Source organism: Leisingera sp. (assembly GCF_034669605.1).
GTDB lineage: Bacteria > Pseudomonadota > Alphaproteobacteria > Rhodobacterales > Rhodobacteraceae > Leisingera.
Genome location: NZ_JAXMOX010000095.1, coordinates 1 through 16,157, shown reverse-complemented (window position 1 = coordinate 16,157; position 16,157 = coordinate 1). Strand labels below are relative to the sequence as shown.

The window sequence follows — 16,157 nt, the reverse complement described above, 5'->3', positions numbered from 1 at the left end:
GCTACCGGCTGCTGACCGGCCGGGTGCCGGGCGGGCGTATCCGCTTCCGCGGCTATGCGGCTCTGCCGGCGGAAATGGGGTGACACGGGTGCTGTCAGGCTGGCGGCTGTCAGAACAGCCCTGCCTCCTGTTCGGTGCGGGCGGGGACGGAGTGTGAACATCTGCTGCAGCTGTGCCTCGACTGAAGTTCGATCGATCCGACGGTGCCCCGCGGGCGTCCGGCAAGCCAGCGTTGAAGGGGTGGCACTGCAGGGCCCTGTACGAAAGGTCCAGAACCTATCCGCAGGTGCCGGTGCAAGGGCGGTGTGGATATGCCATGCTTTGCCCGGTCGTTGTTGAGATGGCATCAACATAGGTAGTGCTGGAATGCGTAGGTTGATTTCGCGATCGAGGATCTGCGCGCGCTGGAACCGGTCACCTTGGAGACGGAAACCATCTGGACCACGGGGGCCGCAGCAATTCACCGGCGTGCCGCTGGCCGTTCCGGCCGGGCAGATGGATGTCAGCAGCGGCCGCCGTATGGCGCATGCGGTGTATGATTACGTGGTGGAGATCGCTGTTGCGGATGCGGTCGAAGGAGGGGCGATTGTCGCCTTTGAACGAAATGGGGCCGAAATGTCCCTGCGCGGCATGGTGCTGCTATGGGTTGTGTACCCCTATGGCAGCAACCCGGCTTTCCGTACTGAAGTCGTCTATTCGCGCAGCATCTGGCAGCTGGACAGGATCGTAATTCAGCCGTGAGTGCCCGGCAGGAAGCAGGCAGATGGTGCAGGCCAAGGGCGGAACGATTGCGTGCGAGAGCAAGCTGGGCGAAGGCAGCCTGTTCACTAACATACTGGCGATGCCGGCAGCCAAAAGGCCGCAACGCGGGACAGATCCCGCCGGAACGGCACCTGCCGGCTGCTGATTGCCGAGGACAACGGCATCAACCGAGAACTCTTGGCCACGATGCTGCGCCGGGAGGGGCATCAGGTGACAGCGGTTCCAGGCAGTTGAAGGCGGGCGGTTCGGTCTGATCCTGATGGACATCAGCATGCCGCGGCTGAGGGCCGCGCCCCCATCCTGAACGCGGGTTCTGCCGAAGTTCTGGTCAAACTGGCCAACAAGGCTGGGCTGGACGATTTAATTGCCCGCCGGACTGGCGGCAGGGGCACGATGCTGCCCGGAACGGAGGCGGATGTAGAGCACCTAGGGAAGGCTTGCGTGCAGGCGGCGACGCGGTGGCCTTGGAGCGCGCCAAACAGCGAGCAGGCGTTGCATTGGTGCCAAAAATTCTGGCAGAGGCAAAGCATCCCGCCCTTCACGGTGTCGTTGTTGGTTAACCTGGGCTGCCGCCGGCGTGTTCACATTTTGCAACCGTGTCATGCTCTGGTGCGCAGCAATCCTGCACAGCGGAGACGAAACCGCCGCTGCGGGCCTTTTTGGGAGGAACTGACGCCGAAAGTTTCACCTGAGGAAGCGCGGTAGCCGTACCGTACCAACCGTTCTGCACATGCAACCGGCGCGAACAATTGGCGGCCCGTCCGGCGGCTGTTTGGAGGCTGGCAAGCCCTGGGGTCCCTGCGATTTTCTCCGGTAAAAACGGCACCTTGAACGGTGAGCGAAAAAAGTTCCTCAAAACCGTAGATTTCCTCTGGACGTCCTTTGGAGTTATTTCTATACCCCATCTTGTGTTCCGGCGTAGCTCAGCGGTAGAGCAGTTGACTGTTAATCAATTGGTCGTAGGTTCGATCCCTACCGCCGGAGCCAGCTTCATTTAAGAGGTTGGAAGTAAACGACAAAGCGCTCCATCCCGGGGCGCTTTTGCCGTTCTGGGCACATTCTCTGTCACATCCGGTTTAGCGGGACCCTCGCGGGAGCCGGAGCATGGAGAGGAGCGGCAGGAGGGGATCGCAGTGGCGCTTGCTCGGATTAATGTGGCCCTTGAGTTGTTCCGGTCTTTACAGTGCCTACTGCGAGGCAAACTGAGAGGAGATATCCTCCACGATCCGAAAGAAGTGCCGCAACGCCCGGGGCGAAACACTGCCATGGCACATGAAACTATGGAGCATGCCAGGCAGGCATTCAGCGTGGGCACGGACGCCTTGTTCGGTGAGGCGGAGGGCGAAATTCATTCCCATGTCCCGGAGCGGGTCGCATTCCGCGGTGTAGACCCGGGTCGGAGGCAGCTCTGCCAGGCCGGGATGTGTGAGCAGAGCGTTTTCCGGCAAGCTGCCCTCGGAGGGCGTGTTCAGGTAAGTTTCGCAGAACCACCGCATCTCCGCCATGTCGAGGTTCATGCCGCTGGAATAGGTTTCGAGCGAGCCGCCTGGCGCATGGCTGCCGGTGAAGGGGCGCATGTCTGTGACCGGGTAGATCAGGGTAAGGCCGCAAAATGCGATCCTGCCCTGCGAGCGGGCATGCAGCGCCGCATTCACTGCCAAGTTGCCGCCAGCGCTTTCACCCATCAGCACCATACGGGCTGGGTCGATGTCCAATTCCGGGATCTTCTCTGCCAGCCAATCCATTGCGCCCTGTGCATCCTCAAGCGCGGCGGGGAAGCGGTGTTCGGGCGCCAGGCGGTATTCTACAAAGACCACCGCTGCACCCAGAAGATGCGCCAAGGCCCGCGAATGCACGTCATAAGCGGCGGCGTCACCCAGAACGAACCCGCCGCCATGGAAATAGACCAGCGCAGGCAGGGGGCCGTTCAAACCTGCAGGGCGGTAGAAGTGGATGCCGAAGCCGCATCCGCTGCCGGCAGGGAAATGGGTGACAGCGGCGGGGTGGCGGAAGGGGTAGCCGTTGGCCAGGAACATCTCCCGCATGGCGGCGCGGGCGTCCTCAATGGCTATGTCCTGAAGCGGCGGGCCGCCAGCGGTTCGGGAGCGGTCCAGCATCCGGCGCAAATCGGGATCAAGCGTCATGTTGTGTCTTCCCTTGTGGTGCTTTGCCCGCGATATGGGCGGTAATGCGCTTGCGAAGAAGATCGAGATCGCGCCGTTCTATTGCATCGACGATATCGAAATGATCCTGCGTGGCGCGCTGTAGCTGGGCCACGGTCTGCCATTGGCCCACCGGCGCCGCTGGCCCCTGCTGGCGAAGGTCCAAAATCAGCTCACGCAGCACCTCGTTACGGCAGAAACCGTAAAGTACGGCATGAAAGGCGTAATTCGCCTCGATCTGGGAGAACGACGTGCCGTTGTAAGCTGCCTCGCGGAAGGCCTCGGCCAACTGGCGCATGCGGGCCACATCCTCCGGTGCTGCCAGTTCCAGCACATCCGCGGCAGCATGGGCTTCAAGGAGGGCGCGGACTTCGCCGATTTCCCGTTCGCGCACCGGATTGGGGTCCGGCACCCGGTATCCGCGGTTGTGGATATGTTCCACCAGCCGCTTGGAGTGCAAATAGGTCAGAGCGTCGCGCACTTTGACCCTCGTGCAGCTGTAACGCCGCTCCAGATCGATCTGCTTCAGCCATTCGCCTCTTCGCAACACCCCGGTGTTGATGTCGGCCATGATGCGCTGCGAGATTTCGTCCGGGCCGGGCTTGGCGCCCGCGTTGTCTTGTTTTTCTAGCATATTCTCCCATGAGCCTCATGCTTCGTTGTGATGCACAATAGTCAGGAAGTATGGGCAGATCAATATCGTTATCAAAATTGGCGCCAATTTAAAAAAATATTTTGACTCCAAAAATTCAGCTGGCTAACGTCCGATCAACAAGAGTTCAGGAGACCCCAAAAAATGCTGCCACGATTGCAAGACAGCCCGCAGGAGCGGGCGCGCGCGCTGTATCTGACCGGAGAGACCACGATCATCGCCTGCCGCCAGGACCCGCGGTTCTCATTCATGCTCTACATTCCGGAAAGCGCCTGGAGGGAGCCGGAGCGCGCGCTGGACCTGCTGGTTTCGGTGCATGGCACCATGCGCCTGCAGTCGCTTTACCGCGATTCCTTCTCGGGTTTCGGCCGCTTCAATAATTGCGTGATCCTGGCGCCGCTGTTCCCGGTGGGGGTGCGCGGCGACATGGAGGCGGGCGGCTACAAATACATGGTGGAACACGAGATCCGCTATGATGAGGTGCTGCTGGCCATGGTCGCGCAGGCGGGGGAGCTGATCAACCGGAGCTTCGAAAAGTTCATGCTGTTCGGCTTTTCCGGCGGCGGTCACTTTACCCACCGGTTCCTGTAGCTGCACCCGGACCGGCTGAAGGCAGTCTCGATTGGCGCGCCGGGATCGGTGACGCTGCTGGACGAGACCATGGACTGGTGGCCGGGAATCCGGAACTTCCAGGACATTTTTGGCCGCGGCATTGATTTTGAGGCGCTGAAACAGGTCAAGGTTCATATGTCCGTCGGCGCGCTCGACACCGAGGAATGGGAGATCACCTTCCCCGAGGATTCGCCCAAATACATTCCCGGCGCCAATAGCGCCGGCCGGAACCGCAATGACAGGCTGCATGCGCTCCGCGAGAGCATGCAAGCGCGCAGCATCGATGTCTGGCACGACACCGCCCCCGGCGTGCCGCATGACATGTGCGGCGTGTTTCCCTATGTGGAGCGCTTCTTCACCCATGTGCTGAAAGGCCGGCTGCCGGCACCGGGGGCGCGCTGATGGTTGCGGCTCCCAAACTGGTAGAGATCGAAGGCCCGGCCTATGAGCGCGGCCTTTCCTACGGGCGCCAGGCGGATGTGCAGCTGCGCCACGGGCTTGGCGTCTACCGCGACCTGTTCTGCCAGCACGGGCTGGGCTGGGACAGCGTGCTCGCCTATGCCGCGCGGCTGCGCGAGGCGCTGGCGCCGCAGGTGCCGGAGGCAATGGACGAACTGCGCGGCATCGCCGCAGGTGCCGGGGTGCAGCTCGAGGAGGTTCTGGTCATCAACGGGCGGAGCGAGATCATCAACCTTCACGCGCAGCGTCCCAGGGACACCGGCTCGCTCGACGATGGCTGCACCGCGGCGGTGGTGCTGCCGCAACTGAGCGTGAGCGGCCGCCTCCTGCACGTGCAGAACTGGGACTGGCTGCCTGACTGCGCTGAAAGTACCGTGGTTCTGCGGATCCGGTCGGAGCGGCACCCGGACATCCTGACCTATGTTGAGGCCGGGGGGCTGGCTCGGGCCGGTTTCAACGATCAGGGCGTGGCGATCACCGGCAATAACCTGGTCAGCGCCCAGGACGGGAAGGCGCCCTTCGGCGTGCCGTTGTCGGTGATCCGGCGCAGGGTGCTGGAAGCCGGCGGCTATTCCCAGGCGCTGACCGAGCTGTACCGGCTGCCGCGGACTGTCTCCAACAACATGACAATCAGCTGTGCGCAAAGCGGCGATTGTTTGAATTTCGAAACCACCCCGGCGGAAATCTACTGGCAGGCGCCGGAGGGCGCCTGCCTCACCCATTCCAACCATTTCGTCTCCACTCAGGCGCGCGCCCGCGAGCGCGACCTCGGGATCGCGCGCGGCGCCGACACGCTGTTCCGCGACCGCCGCTTGCGGCGGCTGATCGAGGCGGCCGGGCAAAAGCACGATCTCGGCAGCCTTGCGGATGTGCTCGACGATCGGTTTGGCGCCCCCCGCGGCATCATCCGCACCCCGCAGGGCAACGAGGGCGAGACAAACGCCTATCTCTCGGCAACGGTGGCGATGATCCTGATGGACGCGAGAGCGGGGGAGATGCGCGTGCGCCAGCTGCCCTACGCCAACGGCGATACTCATAGCTACCGCCTGCACTGACGGGCGGAGAAAAACCAAGAAGAACCAACAGGGAGAATTGAGATGACACAAACAAGTAGAGTTCTTGCACCCGCCGTCCTCGCAGCCGTTCTCGGCCTGGGGAGCGTGCTGCCCGCCCTGGCAGACGGCATGGTCCGGTTGGCTTTGAATGCCGACATCCGCGGCACCAATCCCGGCGTCACCCGCGACGGTAATACCGACCAGGTGCATGGGCATATTATCGAGGGGCTGGTGACCTATGGCAGCGATTTCAGCATCATTCCGATGCTGGCCGAGGGCTATGAAATTTCCGACGACGGCCGAACCTATACCTTCAACCTGCGCAAAGGCGTGAAGTTCCACAATGGCGCGGAGATGACGGCGAAGGATGTCGAATGGTCCTGGAACCGGCTCGCGGGCGAGGAGTCCGAATCCCATTGCAAGAATTTTTTCAACGGCCAGAACAATATCGAAGTGACCTCCGCCAAGTCCACGGATGAACACACATTCGTTATTACGCTGGCCGAACCCTATGCGGTGTTCCTCGCCACCATGGCGCGGTTCGACTGCGGTTCGATGGCGGTGCTGCATCCGGATTCGGTCAATGCCGATGGAAGCTGGAACGCGCCGATCGGCACCGGCCCTTATATGATGGGTGATCACGCCCCGGGCCGTTATGTGGAACTGAACCGGTTCGCGGACTACACAAGCCGTGAAGGTGCCGCCAATGGCTACGGTGGCGGAAAACATGCCACCGTCGATACCCTGCGCTGGGAAGTCGTCGGCGAGGGTGCGGTTTCCAAGACGGCCCTGCAGGCAGGTGACCTTGACCTCGTCGACATCGATGCGATGACCGCGGCCGAACTGAAGGACAAGCCCGGCTTCAAGGTTGATGCCACCGAATCCGCGGTTTGGGACACTTACCTGCTGAATTCGAGCGATCCGTTGTTGTCGGACGTGCAGGTTCGCCGCGCCATCGCCCATGCTATCGACCCGCAGCGCATCATGGCGGCAATCACCGAAGGATTTGGCAACGCCTCGCCATCGCCAGTTCCGCCAATGTCGGTAAGTTACACCGGTGTACAAGCGCAATATCCGGAATATAACGTTGCAAAGGCCAAGCAATTGCTGGCGGAGGCAGGCTACAACGGAGAGGAGATCACTATCCTCGCCACCCGCCGCAACGGTGCCTACTACGAGCGGGCGCTGATGGCGCAGGCGATGATGATGGACGCCGGGATGAATGCCAAGCTCAAAGTGGTCGAGTGGGGTTCCCAGCTCGAAGCCTATCGCAATGGCAGCGGTTACCAAATGCAAAGCTTCACATTCTCTCCGCGCCTGCATGCCGGGCTGAGCTTTGAGATGTTCACGGGTGGCGCGCAGCGCAAAGCTTGGAAGTCACCGCCTGCGGTCGATCTGGTCAACGAGGCCTTGCGCGTGAGCGATCCGGCGGAGCTGCAGGCGATCATCGACAAGCTGCATCAGGGCTTCATGGAAGAGGTTCCGGCCATCGGGCTTGGCCACCGCACCCTGTTTACCGGCATGTCGGACAAGGTCGAAGGCTTCGAGAACTGGGGCGCGGGCTTGTTGCGCGGCTGGATGCTGAAGGTGAACGGCTGAACGGCCGCGAGAGGAGACTACCATGCTCATCTTCGTGCTGAAACGCCTGCTGATGTCGGTCCCGACCTTCGCCATCGTGGCGGTGATCATCTTCACGCTGGTGCGGGCGCTGCCCGGCGATCCAGCGCTGATGATGCTCGGCGGTAATATCGATGACGAGGCGACACTGGCCCAGATGCGGGCGCAGCTTGGCCTCGACCAGCCGGTGCCGCTGCAGTTCCTGTCCTGGCTGAGGGAGGTGTTCTCGGGCAATCTCGGCACCTCGATCCTGACCGGGCAGGAGGTCTCGGCCCTGCTGCTCCAGCGCTTCAGCGTGACTGCAACGGTTGTCCTCCTCGCCATGGCGGCGGCCCTGCTGGTGTCGGTGCCGGCCGGGCTGCTGGCCGCCCACCGCCACAACAGCCGCACCGATTACGCGATCGTGCTGCTGACCATTCTGAAACTGTCGATGCCGAGCTTCTGGGTCGGGTTGATGCTGCTGGTGCTGTTCGGCGCACTCCTGGGCTGGCTGCCGACCGTCGGATTTGTTTCGCTGAGCGACGATCTGGGCCGCGGCATGATGTATTTGATCCTGCCGGTGACCTCGCTGGCGCTCTCCGAGATCGCGGTGCTGACCCGGATGATGCGGGCAGGCAGCCTCGAGGTGATGGGCAAGGATTACATCACCCATGCCCGCGCCAAGGGCCTGCCCGAGCGTCAGGTGCTGTGGCGCCACGTCTTCCCGAACGCCTTTGCGCCGGCGCTGACGATGGTCGGCATCATGCTGGCGGGGCTCTTGGCCGGTGCCGCGGTGACCGAAACCGTGTTCACCCTGCCCGGGCTGGGCAAGCTGCTGGTGGATTCGATCTATGCCCGCGACTACCCGGTGCTTCAGGGCGCGCTGCTGTTCATCGCCGCAGTCTATGTGCTGACCAACCTCGCCATCGACATTGCCTATTCCTTCTTCGATCCGAAAGTACGCCTGACATGATTTTTGCCAAACGCCTGCTCGGCAAGGCCAACGGGCTGACCGGAGCGCTGCTCATCGGGCTCGTCTTCTGCACGGCGCTGCTTGGCAGCGTCTACACGCCGCATGATCCGCTGAAATCGGATCTTCTGAACCGCTTTGCTGCCGCCTCGCCGGCGCATCCCCTGGGCACCGACATGTTCGGGCGGGACATCCTGTCCCGGCTGATGCGCGGTGCCTGGGTTTCGGTTTCGATCGGGCTCGGCACGCTGGTGATCCCGGTGCTGCTTGGCACCTTTCTTGGCGCGGCGGCTGGTTTCCTACGCGGCTGGTTCGACCGTCTCCTGATCATGGTGCTGGACGCGCTGATGGCCTTTCCAGGGCTGCTGATTGCGCTTGGGCTGATGGCGGTGATCGGGCCGAACAGATACGGCGTGATCCTTGCCCTCTCGGTCGCCTACCTGCCCGCGGTCACTCGCGTGGTGCGCGGCGCGGTTCTGTCGGTGAGCCAGTCAGAATACGTCGAGGCCTCCGCGACCATGGGCAACTCGCGCCTTTATACGCTGATCGTGCATGTGCTGCCGAATTGCATGGCGCCGCTGATCGTGCTGACCACGATGATGTTCGGTTGGGTGCTGCTGGCCGAAAGCGCGCTCAGCTTCCTGGGCCTTGGCGTGCCGCCACCGGAACCCAGCTGGGGCAACATCCTGGCCGAGGCCAAGGCGCATCTGGTGCGCTATCCGGTTCTGGGGCTCTTGCCCGGACTCTGCATTTCCATTGCGCTTTTGGGGGTGAACCTCCTGGGCGACGCGCTGCGCGATGAGCTCGATCCGAAATCCGCGCCTTCAAAGGAGGTGATCTGACATGGGAAACGGCACTGGCACCGGCCCTGTCCTCAGCATTGAGGACCTCGAAATCTGCTTCGGCTCAGCGCCGGTGGTCAAGAGCGTGAACCTCTCGGTGGCACCGGGGGAGATTCTTGCGCTGGTGGGCGAAAGCGGCAGCGGCAAAAGCATGATAGGCCGCGCTATCCTGGGGCTGCTGCCCGGCGGCGGCCGGGTCAGCCGCGGGCGCGTTGCCTTTCGCGGCCATGAAATGACCGGCGCCCTGCCACCGCGGGAGCTGCGGCGCCTGCGCGGCAAGGAGATTGGGCTGGTCTTCCAAGAGCCGCTTTCTTCGCTTAACCCGAATATGCGCATTGGCGAGCAGATGTGCGAAGCGATGCGGGAGCATACGGATCTGAACCCGGCACAGATTCGTGACAGGGCGCTTGAGATGCTGCGGCAGGTCAGACTCGACGATGCCGAGCGGCTGTTGAACCGCTACCCGCATGAATTCTCAGGCGGCATGCGCCAGCGCATCATGATTGCTTCGGTGATGATGCTGAAGCCTGCACTGCTGATCGCGGATGAGCCGACCACGGCGCTGGACGCTGTGGTACAGAAGGAAGTTCTGGACATCATGGCCGAGGTCGCGCGCGCCAATGGCACCGCGATCATCCTGATCTCGCACGACTTGGCTGTGGTAGCCGCCTATGCCGCCCGGATCGCGGTTATGGACAAAGGGTGTCTGGTGGAAGCCGGGAGCGCAGCTGCCGTGCTCTGCCGCCCCCAGCATCCCTACACGCGGAAGCTGCTGGCAGCGGCGCAACTGGGCGCGCCGGAACCGGTTAAAGGGGCGGCGGGCGCCCCGCTGCTGAGCCTGGAGGGGCTGCAGGTGGAGTTCGCTGAAAGGCGTTTCTTCGGCCTGTTGGGCGAACGCAGAACCCAAGCGGTGCAGGATGTTTCATTGACTGTGCAACCGGGCGAGTTCGTCGGCCTGGCCGGCGAAAGCGGCAGTGGTAAGAGCACCATCGGCCGCGCCATTGGCAAGCTGGTCACTAAAGCCGCTGGCCGGATCGTCTTTGACGGCCACGACCTTGGCGGTTGCTCGGCGGCAGAGGAGAGAAGGTTGCGCCAGCGCATTCGCTTCGTGTTTCAGGACCCGTTCTCTTCACTGAACCCGCGCATGCGGATCGGCCGCATCGTCGCAGAGGGGCTGCGCCACGATCGCAGCCTGTCCGCAGACGAGCGGCGCGCGCGGGCGGAAGACATGCTGGAGGCAGTCGGCCTGCCCCGAGCCATGGCGGGGCGTTTTCCCCATGCGCTGTCGGGCGGCCAGCGCCAGCGCGTGGCCATCGCCCGCGCCCTGATCAGCCGGCCCGACCTGATCATTGCGGACGAGCCCGTGTCGGCGCTGGATGTTACGGTCCAGGCGCAGATTCTGGCACTGCTGAAGTCGCTGCAGCGCGAGTACGGCTTTGCCTGCCTGTTCATCAGCCACGATCTGCATATCGTCGAACAGCTTTGTGCCCGGCTTTATGTGCTGCACAAGGGGCGGATCATGGAGCAGGGTGAGACCGGCACACTGTTCGCGGCGCCGCGGCACCCTTATACGCGGCGGCTGATGTCGGCCTCGCCGCGGCTTGAGTCGGGCCCTGGCGGGCTGCAGCTGGCGCAGGTTGGGCCGGCGGATGCCGCGCAGGACGGTGAATCGGCATTTTTTGACGCAACGGGCGGCAGCGAAGCGCCTTACCGCTTGGCCGAGGCTGCGCCGGGCCATTTCGTTGCTTTGCGCGGTGCAGCTTGAAAAGAGGTTTTCCATGAGCCAAGTCCAAAAGCGGCCGTATGTGCCGCGACCCTATGCTGCAAGCGAAGACGAGGCGCGCCTGATGATCCGCGCCTATCCGTTTGCCACTGTGATCACTCGCGGGCAGGACACGCCGGAGGCCACCCAAACGCCGCTGTTCTTCGAGACGGAAGACCCCGGTTGCCGTACCCTGATCGGCCATATCGCCCGCGCCAACCCGCAGGCTGCAGAGCTGATGGCCCCGGGGCCGGTGCTTGCGGTCTTCAACGGCCCCTCCGCCTATGTTTCGCCCGCCTGGTACGCCGAGGATGAGGATGTGCCCACCTGGATTTACCGGTCGGTCCATCTGCGGGGGGAGATAGAGCCGGTTGAGGGCCCCGGCATGCGCACTCTGATGGAGCGTATCATCGCCTCGTCGGAACACCGTATTGGCGGCGCTTGGCGGCTGTCTCGGATCCCGGAACCTGATATTGCCCGGATGATGCCCAGGATCATCGGATTTCGCATCCACCTATCTGCCTTGAAGGGAATATCGAAGCTGGAGCAGACACGGTCGCAGACAAACCGCTCCAGCGTTGCAGCGGCGTTGGAAGCTGGTGAGGAAATTGGAAAAGACCTATTGATTGATCTTTTGCGACGTCCGCGCAGCCCGGTAAGCAAGGGTCATTGAAGAGACGAATTTGGGGAGCGGCCTTGACCCAAGTCAGAGAAAATCACGGAGCACCCTGAGCGTCTCTATAATTGCTCAGCCGCCGGCCGAGGCGGATGTGTGACACAGAACTCTGGTCACTTTGGCCTTGACGCGGACCAATACGGCTTACGCCTTCCAATTTATCACCAGTCGGCGTGTAAAGCTCTTCAATGGCATCGGGACGCAAAGCAGTCGTCATAGCTACAGCATTTGCCGGGAGATGCAGGGCGCGTGACCTGGTTCCCGCTGGTCCCTCGCTCATCCGGTTTAGAAATGCCATTCACTGTCTAATGCGGCAACTTGCTGGACAAGGTGCTGGAGGAAAACCTGTGTGCGCGCCACACGTAGGGTACGCGAACTGACAAGGGCAACGATATCTGCATTTGGCAGTCGGTAGTCGTTCAAGACCCTCGTCAAACGGCCAGATCGCAACTCAGGCGCCACGTCCCATTGCGATCGCTCAACAATTCCCAGACCCGCTTTCGTCCATTCCATCACAACTTCGCCATCGTTGCTTGCGAAAGAGGGAACAATCCGCTGTGTTATCATTTCCTTGCGGTCCTTCGCGTCCGCAGTACTGAAAGTCCAGAGCGTCGCATCTTCTTCGTTCTCCCGGATTACGCCACAGGCATGATGGACCAATTCGTGAGGATGGCGGGGATGCCCGTGTTTTACCAGATAGTCGGGGGCTGCGCACAGGATACGCTGATTGGCGGCAAGTCGTCTTTGAATGGTAGATGAATCCCGCAAGTTTCCGATATTAACCAGCACGTCCCAAGTCTCTTTCTGCGCGGTAATGATTGGTGCCTCCGACAGTTTGAGGGACAAAGTGATTTCGGGATGCATCTGCTTGAACGACGCCATGATCCCCGCCATGTACCGTCGCCCAAACCCTAGCGGAGCAATCACGCGCAAGGGGCCGGTCACACGATCACGCCGATCTGAAATCTCTGCGTTCAAGCGGTCCAGGTCCGCCAGAATCGCCTGCGCCCTTTCCAGCAGCATTTCTCCCTCAGAAGTGAGGCAAATTGTTCCGCGAACCCGGTCGATGAGCCTCGCAGATAACTTCGCCTCAAGCTGTTTCAGGCGCTGAGTGACCGCAGGCGGCGAGACGTTCAAGCTACGCGCGGCGGATGCGAGCGAAGTTGAGCACGCAACTTCGGCAAAGAACAGGAGATCTTGCGAGGTAATCATTAACTTCAGACTTAATTTTTGATTTATATTTTGTAAATATAAAAATTCACCTTCCCCACGTATAGTCCTTCCCAATCATATGGCGGAGGTACACTGTGAGAGAGGAAACTAACTCGGTCGAGACGTTGGATACGCCTTGCCTGTTGTTGGAGGAGGCGCGTCTAACGCGAAATATCCAACGACTGCGTGACAAAGCAAACACATTGGGCGTCGAACTGCGGCCGCATTTAAAGACGGGAAAATCGGTAGAGATTACCCGGCGGATTTTGGATGGCGCGGCTTCCAAGGCAACGGTTTCAACCTTGCGCGAGGCCGAAGTTTTTGCGGCTGCCGGTGTAAGAGACATCCTGTATGCGGTCGGAATTGCGCCACAAAAACTGGATCGAGTGTTGGCAATCCGGCAACGCGGCTGCGATTTGTCAATTCTGCTCGACTCCATGGAGCAGGCCGAAGCCGTGGCGGCGAAATGCGCCGCGACAGGACAGAGCATCCCGGTCTTCATCGAGATTGACAGCGACGGTCATAGGAGCGGATTGCCGGCCTCAAGCGCGGAACTTTTGAAAATCGCTGGTCTCCTTGTCAAAAGCGGTGCGGATCTGCGCGGTGTGCTGACCCATGCGGGTGAAAGCTACGGTGTCATTGGAGCCGATGCGCACGCCGAATATGCGGAACGCGAACGGAATGCCACGGTCACCGCCGCCGCGATGCTTCGCCAAGCCGGGCATGATTGCCCGGTTGTCAGCGTCGGCTCGACGCCGACCGCACATGCGGCGCGGGATCTGACTGGCGTTACGGAATTGCGCGCAGGCGTCTACACCTTTTTCGATCTGGTCATGGCCGGCATCGGTGTCTGCAACGTCGATGACATTGCTCTGTCTGTTCTGACAACCGTGATCGGCCACCAGCGCCAAAAAGGCTGGATCCTTGTTGATGTCGGCTGGATGGCCTTGTCTCGCGATCGGGGGACCGCGGCACAATCTGTCGATCAGGGGTATGGGATTGTCTGCGACGCGGATGGTCAGCCGATGCCTGAGCTGTTTTTGGCGGCGGTCAATCAGGAGCACGGTATCATCGCATTGCGGCCCGATTTCACCTCTCCACTTCCGTCTCTGTCAGTCGGAACCCGCCTGCGCATTCTGCCAAATCACGCCTGTGCCACTGCCGCCCAGCACGAAGGCTATCACTTGCTGTCCCCAGATCCGATGCTGAACGGTCAATTCTGGCCGCGGATCTCGGGTTGGTAAATCATCAAACAATGGGGAAACCATGGAATTTATTGAAACAAACAAGGCAGCAAAGCCTTTAGGCCACTACTCGCAAGCGGCCTGTCAATCTGGCTTCTGTTTCGTCTCGGGGATCCTGCCTGTGGCCAGGGAAGATCCGATGATCCGCAGCCTGTCGTTTGAGGAGCAATCAGACCTCGTGCTCGCTCATGCGGGCGCAATTCTGGAGGCTGCAGGGTTGACGGCGCAGCATGTGGTATCTGCACATGTTTATGTCACAAATGTCGAACACTGGGATCTGTTCAACACAAAATACGCCGTCTTTATGGGCAGTCACAAACCAGCCCGCGCTGTCGTGCCAGTTCCCGAACTCCATCACGGCTTTGACGTTGAGCTGGAGCTGATCGCGCACATGTCGTGACAAAATACTTATCACAAAAACCAATGCACTATCAGCCGGGGCAAAGGACGCGATTGCCCCGCCGCTGCAAAGATTATGGGAGGAAACGATATGGAAACCACAGTACGGAAATGGCCTCGCGGATGGCGTGGCCTAATGATCTGGCAAAAGATCTTGCTGGCACTCTTCGTCGGAACAGGGCTTGGCATCATTTTAAATCTCACCGGAAATCAAGCGATTGCCGGAAGTATCAAACTGATTGGCACAGCCTTTGTTTCCGCCATCAAGATGATAATTGTCCCGCTGATTTTTGTTTCTCTAGTTTGTGGGATGACCGCGATGACGGACCTGTCCAGGATGGGGCGGATCGGGATCAAAACGGTTGCCTTCTATCTCGGCACGACCGCTTTTGCGATCATAATCGGGTTGTTGTTTGGAACGCTGCTGCAGCCAGGTGCAGGACTTAACCTAACCGCTGCAGTGACCGAGGCCGTGCCCACCGGCCAATCCTTCGGCGAAACGGTGCTCGGAATCATCCCTGTGAACCCGGTCGCAGCGGCGGCAAACGGAAACGTCCTGCAGATCATCTTTTTCGCCATTGCGTTCGGCTTGGCGACTAATCTTGCCGGTGATCGTGGGACGCCTGTGCGCGATCTGTTCGAGGCGTTGAATTCGGTCGTAATTTCGCTGGCCGAACTTGTTATCTCAGCAGCGCCCTATGGTGTGTTTGCACTGATGGCGTGGGTCGCCGGCACCTATGGGATGGATGTTTTGCTTCCTATGTCCAAAGTCATTTTCGCGGTTTATATTGGATGTATCCTGCATGCGGTTTTGGTTTACGGTTCGCTCGTAGCCATTATTGCCCGGCTGAACCCCATTCGGTTTTTTCAAGGTATTCTCGAACCGCAAATGGTCGCTTTTACCAGTACTTCGAGTTCCGGCACTTTGCCAGTAACGATGGCGGCCAATTCGAAAAACCTTGGCGTCGACAACAAGATTGCAAGTTTTACTTTGCCACTCGGGGCCACCATCAATATGGACGGCACAGCCCTCTATCAAGGTGTGACGGCGCTGTTTGTTGCACAGGCCTACGGTGTTGATCTTACGATGGGAAACCATATCACGATTGTCTTGACCGCGACGTTGGCTTCTATTGGCACTGCGGGTGTGCCGGGCGGCGGATTGATCATGTTATCGCTGGTTCTGACCTCTGTGGGTCTGCCGTTGGAAGGTATCGCAATCATCGCAGGCATCGACCGCATCCTTGATATGGCGCGAACAACCCTGAACGTGACGGGCGACTGCGCCTGTACCGTGTTGATCGCGAAATCGGAAGACGAACTGAATCTTGACACATACAATACGCCACATGCTCTCTGACAACATGCTGTTTTTATCCAGGATAGTTACGTAGCCATGTCCTGGGTGCAACTTCCCCCTTGCGGAATTTGTCAAAGGGAGGGGCATCGCAGATTGCGTCTTCATCCGGCGACAACCGCAGTTCAAGCCGATTGCTGGTAATTTTTTAAGGTGAACGTCCTTCAATGCGGTCACATCGGCCTTACCCCCAGCGGTTTGAGTTGCGCAAGCTCCTGTCGACTGGCTGTGAATTGTGGCCGCTTAGGTTTGTTCCCCCAGCGTGCCCCAAAAGAAAAGGCCTAGAAGCGAAAGCTCCTAAGCCCTTGAAATATTTGGCTCCGGCGGTAGGGATCGAACCTACGACCAATTGATTAACAGTCAACTGCTCTACCGCTGAGCTACGCCGGAACGGTCT

The 16,157-nt window shown here is 60.5% G+C and carries 15 protein-coding genes and 2 tRNA genes; 13 read left to right on the top strand and 4 right to left on the bottom strand.

The annotated features are described in order from the left end of the window. The first annotated feature begins 495 nt into the window (after positions 1–495). Positions 496–741: a hypothetical protein gene (locus VOI29_RS13160; protein ID WP_323779422.1), complete on the top strand. Its 246-nt coding sequence runs from the start codon at positions 496–498 to the stop codon at positions 739–741. A 933-nt stretch (positions 742–1,674) separates the two neighbouring features. Next, a tRNA-Asn gene (locus VOI29_RS13155) sits at positions 1,675–1,749 on the top strand. Between the two features lie 200 nt (positions 1,750–1,949). Here VOI29_RS13155 and VOI29_RS13150 read toward each other — a convergent pair. Beyond that, complete coding sequence (locus VOI29_RS13150; protein ID WP_323779420.1) at positions 1,950–2,906, bottom strand: alpha/beta hydrolase; 957 nt, start codon at positions 2,904–2,906, stop codon at positions 1,950–1,952. After that, on the bottom strand, positions 2,896–3,558 hold the full coding sequence (locus VOI29_RS13145; RefSeq protein ID WP_323779418.1) for a GntR family transcriptional regulator: 663 nt from the start codon (positions 3,556–3,558) through the stop codon (positions 2,896–2,898). Before VOI29_RS13145 ends, VOI29_RS13150 begins: the two co-directional genes overlap by 11 nt. A 162-nt stretch (positions 3,559–3,720) precedes the next feature. On the opposite strand from VOI29_RS13145, the gene VOI29_RS13140 reads away from it, so the two are divergent. The 8 genes from VOI29_RS13140 to VOI29_RS13105 are packed head-to-tail and all read left to right on the top strand — an operon-like array spanning position 3,721 to position 11,545. Continuing rightward, entirely contained in the window at positions 3,721–4,167 is a 447-nt protein-coding gene (locus VOI29_RS13140) for a hypothetical protein (protein WP_323779416.1), read from the top strand. Positions 4,168–4,215: 48 nt separating this feature from the next. Next, complete coding sequence (locus VOI29_RS13135) at positions 4,216–4,590, top strand: hypothetical protein (RefSeq protein WP_323779415.1); 375 nt, start codon at positions 4,216–4,218, stop codon at positions 4,588–4,590. Next, positions 4,590–5,702, top strand: coding sequence for a C45 family peptidase (locus VOI29_RS13130; RefSeq protein WP_323779413.1), 1,113 nt, complete (start codon positions 4,590–4,592; stop codon positions 5,700–5,702). Before VOI29_RS13135 ends, VOI29_RS13130 begins: the two co-directional genes overlap by 1 nt. Before the next feature lie 42 nt (positions 5,703–5,744). After that, the gene (locus tag VOI29_RS13125; protein ID WP_323779411.1) at positions 5,745–7,301 is read left to right on the top strand and encodes an ABC transporter substrate-binding protein; all 1,557 of its coding nucleotides are present in this window, start codon (positions 5,745–5,747) and stop codon (positions 7,299–7,301) included. A gap of 22 nt (positions 7,302–7,323) precedes the next feature. Then, positions 7,324–8,271: an ABC transporter permease gene (locus tag VOI29_RS13120; RefSeq protein WP_323779409.1), complete on the top strand. Its 948-nt coding sequence runs from the start codon at positions 7,324–7,326 to the stop codon at positions 8,269–8,271. Then, positions 8,268–9,110 (top strand): ABC transporter permease, encoded by an 843-nt coding sequence (locus VOI29_RS13115; RefSeq protein ID WP_323779407.1) that lies wholly within the window; start codon positions 8,268–8,270, stop codon positions 9,108–9,110. Before VOI29_RS13120 ends, VOI29_RS13115 begins: the two co-directional genes overlap by 4 nt. A gap of 1 nt (position 9,111) precedes the next feature. Then, positions 9,112–10,875, top strand: coding sequence for an ABC transporter ATP-binding protein (locus VOI29_RS13110; RefSeq protein WP_323779405.1), 1,764 nt, complete (start codon positions 9,112–9,114; stop codon positions 10,873–10,875). 13 nt (positions 10,876–10,888) lie between these two features. Continuing rightward, positions 10,889–11,545, top strand: a complete 657-nt coding sequence (locus VOI29_RS13105; protein ID WP_323779404.1) for an FMN-binding negative transcriptional regulator — start codon at positions 10,889–10,891, stop codon at positions 11,543–11,545. Positions 11,546–11,833: 288 nt separating this feature from the next. Here VOI29_RS13105 and VOI29_RS13100 read toward each other — a convergent pair whose 3' ends face one another. Then, positions 11,834–12,760 (bottom strand): LysR substrate-binding domain-containing protein, encoded by a 927-nt coding sequence (locus VOI29_RS13100; protein ID WP_323779403.1) that lies wholly within the window; start codon positions 12,758–12,760, stop codon positions 11,834–11,836. Positions 12,761–12,855: 95 nt separating this feature from the next. Here VOI29_RS13100 and VOI29_RS13095 point away from each other — a divergent pair, with 95 nt between their 5' ends. From VOI29_RS13095 to VOI29_RS13085, 3 genes are all read left to right on the top strand, one after another. Further along, positions 12,856–14,004 carry a DSD1 family PLP-dependent enzyme gene (locus tag VOI29_RS13095; RefSeq protein WP_323779401.1) on the top strand — a complete coding sequence of 383 codons (1,149 nt, stop codon included), beginning with the start codon at positions 12,856–12,858 and terminating at the stop codon, positions 14,002–14,004. 22 nt (positions 14,005–14,026) lie between these two features. After that, the gene (locus VOI29_RS13090) at positions 14,027–14,404 is read left to right on the top strand and encodes a RidA family protein (protein ID WP_323779399.1); all 378 of its coding nucleotides are present in this window, start codon (positions 14,027–14,029) and stop codon (positions 14,402–14,404) included. 135 nt (positions 14,405–14,539) lie between these two features. Beyond that, positions 14,540–15,763 carry a dicarboxylate/amino acid:cation symporter gene (locus VOI29_RS13085; protein ID WP_323779398.1) on the top strand — a complete coding sequence of 408 codons (1,224 nt, stop codon included), beginning with the start codon at positions 14,540–14,542 and terminating at the stop codon, positions 15,761–15,763. Between the two features lie 312 nt (positions 15,764–16,075). On the opposite strand, the gene VOI29_RS13080 is transcribed toward VOI29_RS13085, so the two are convergent. Beyond that, a tRNA-Asn gene (locus VOI29_RS13080) sits at positions 16,076–16,150 on the bottom strand. Positions 16,151–16,157 lie beyond the last annotated feature (7 nt).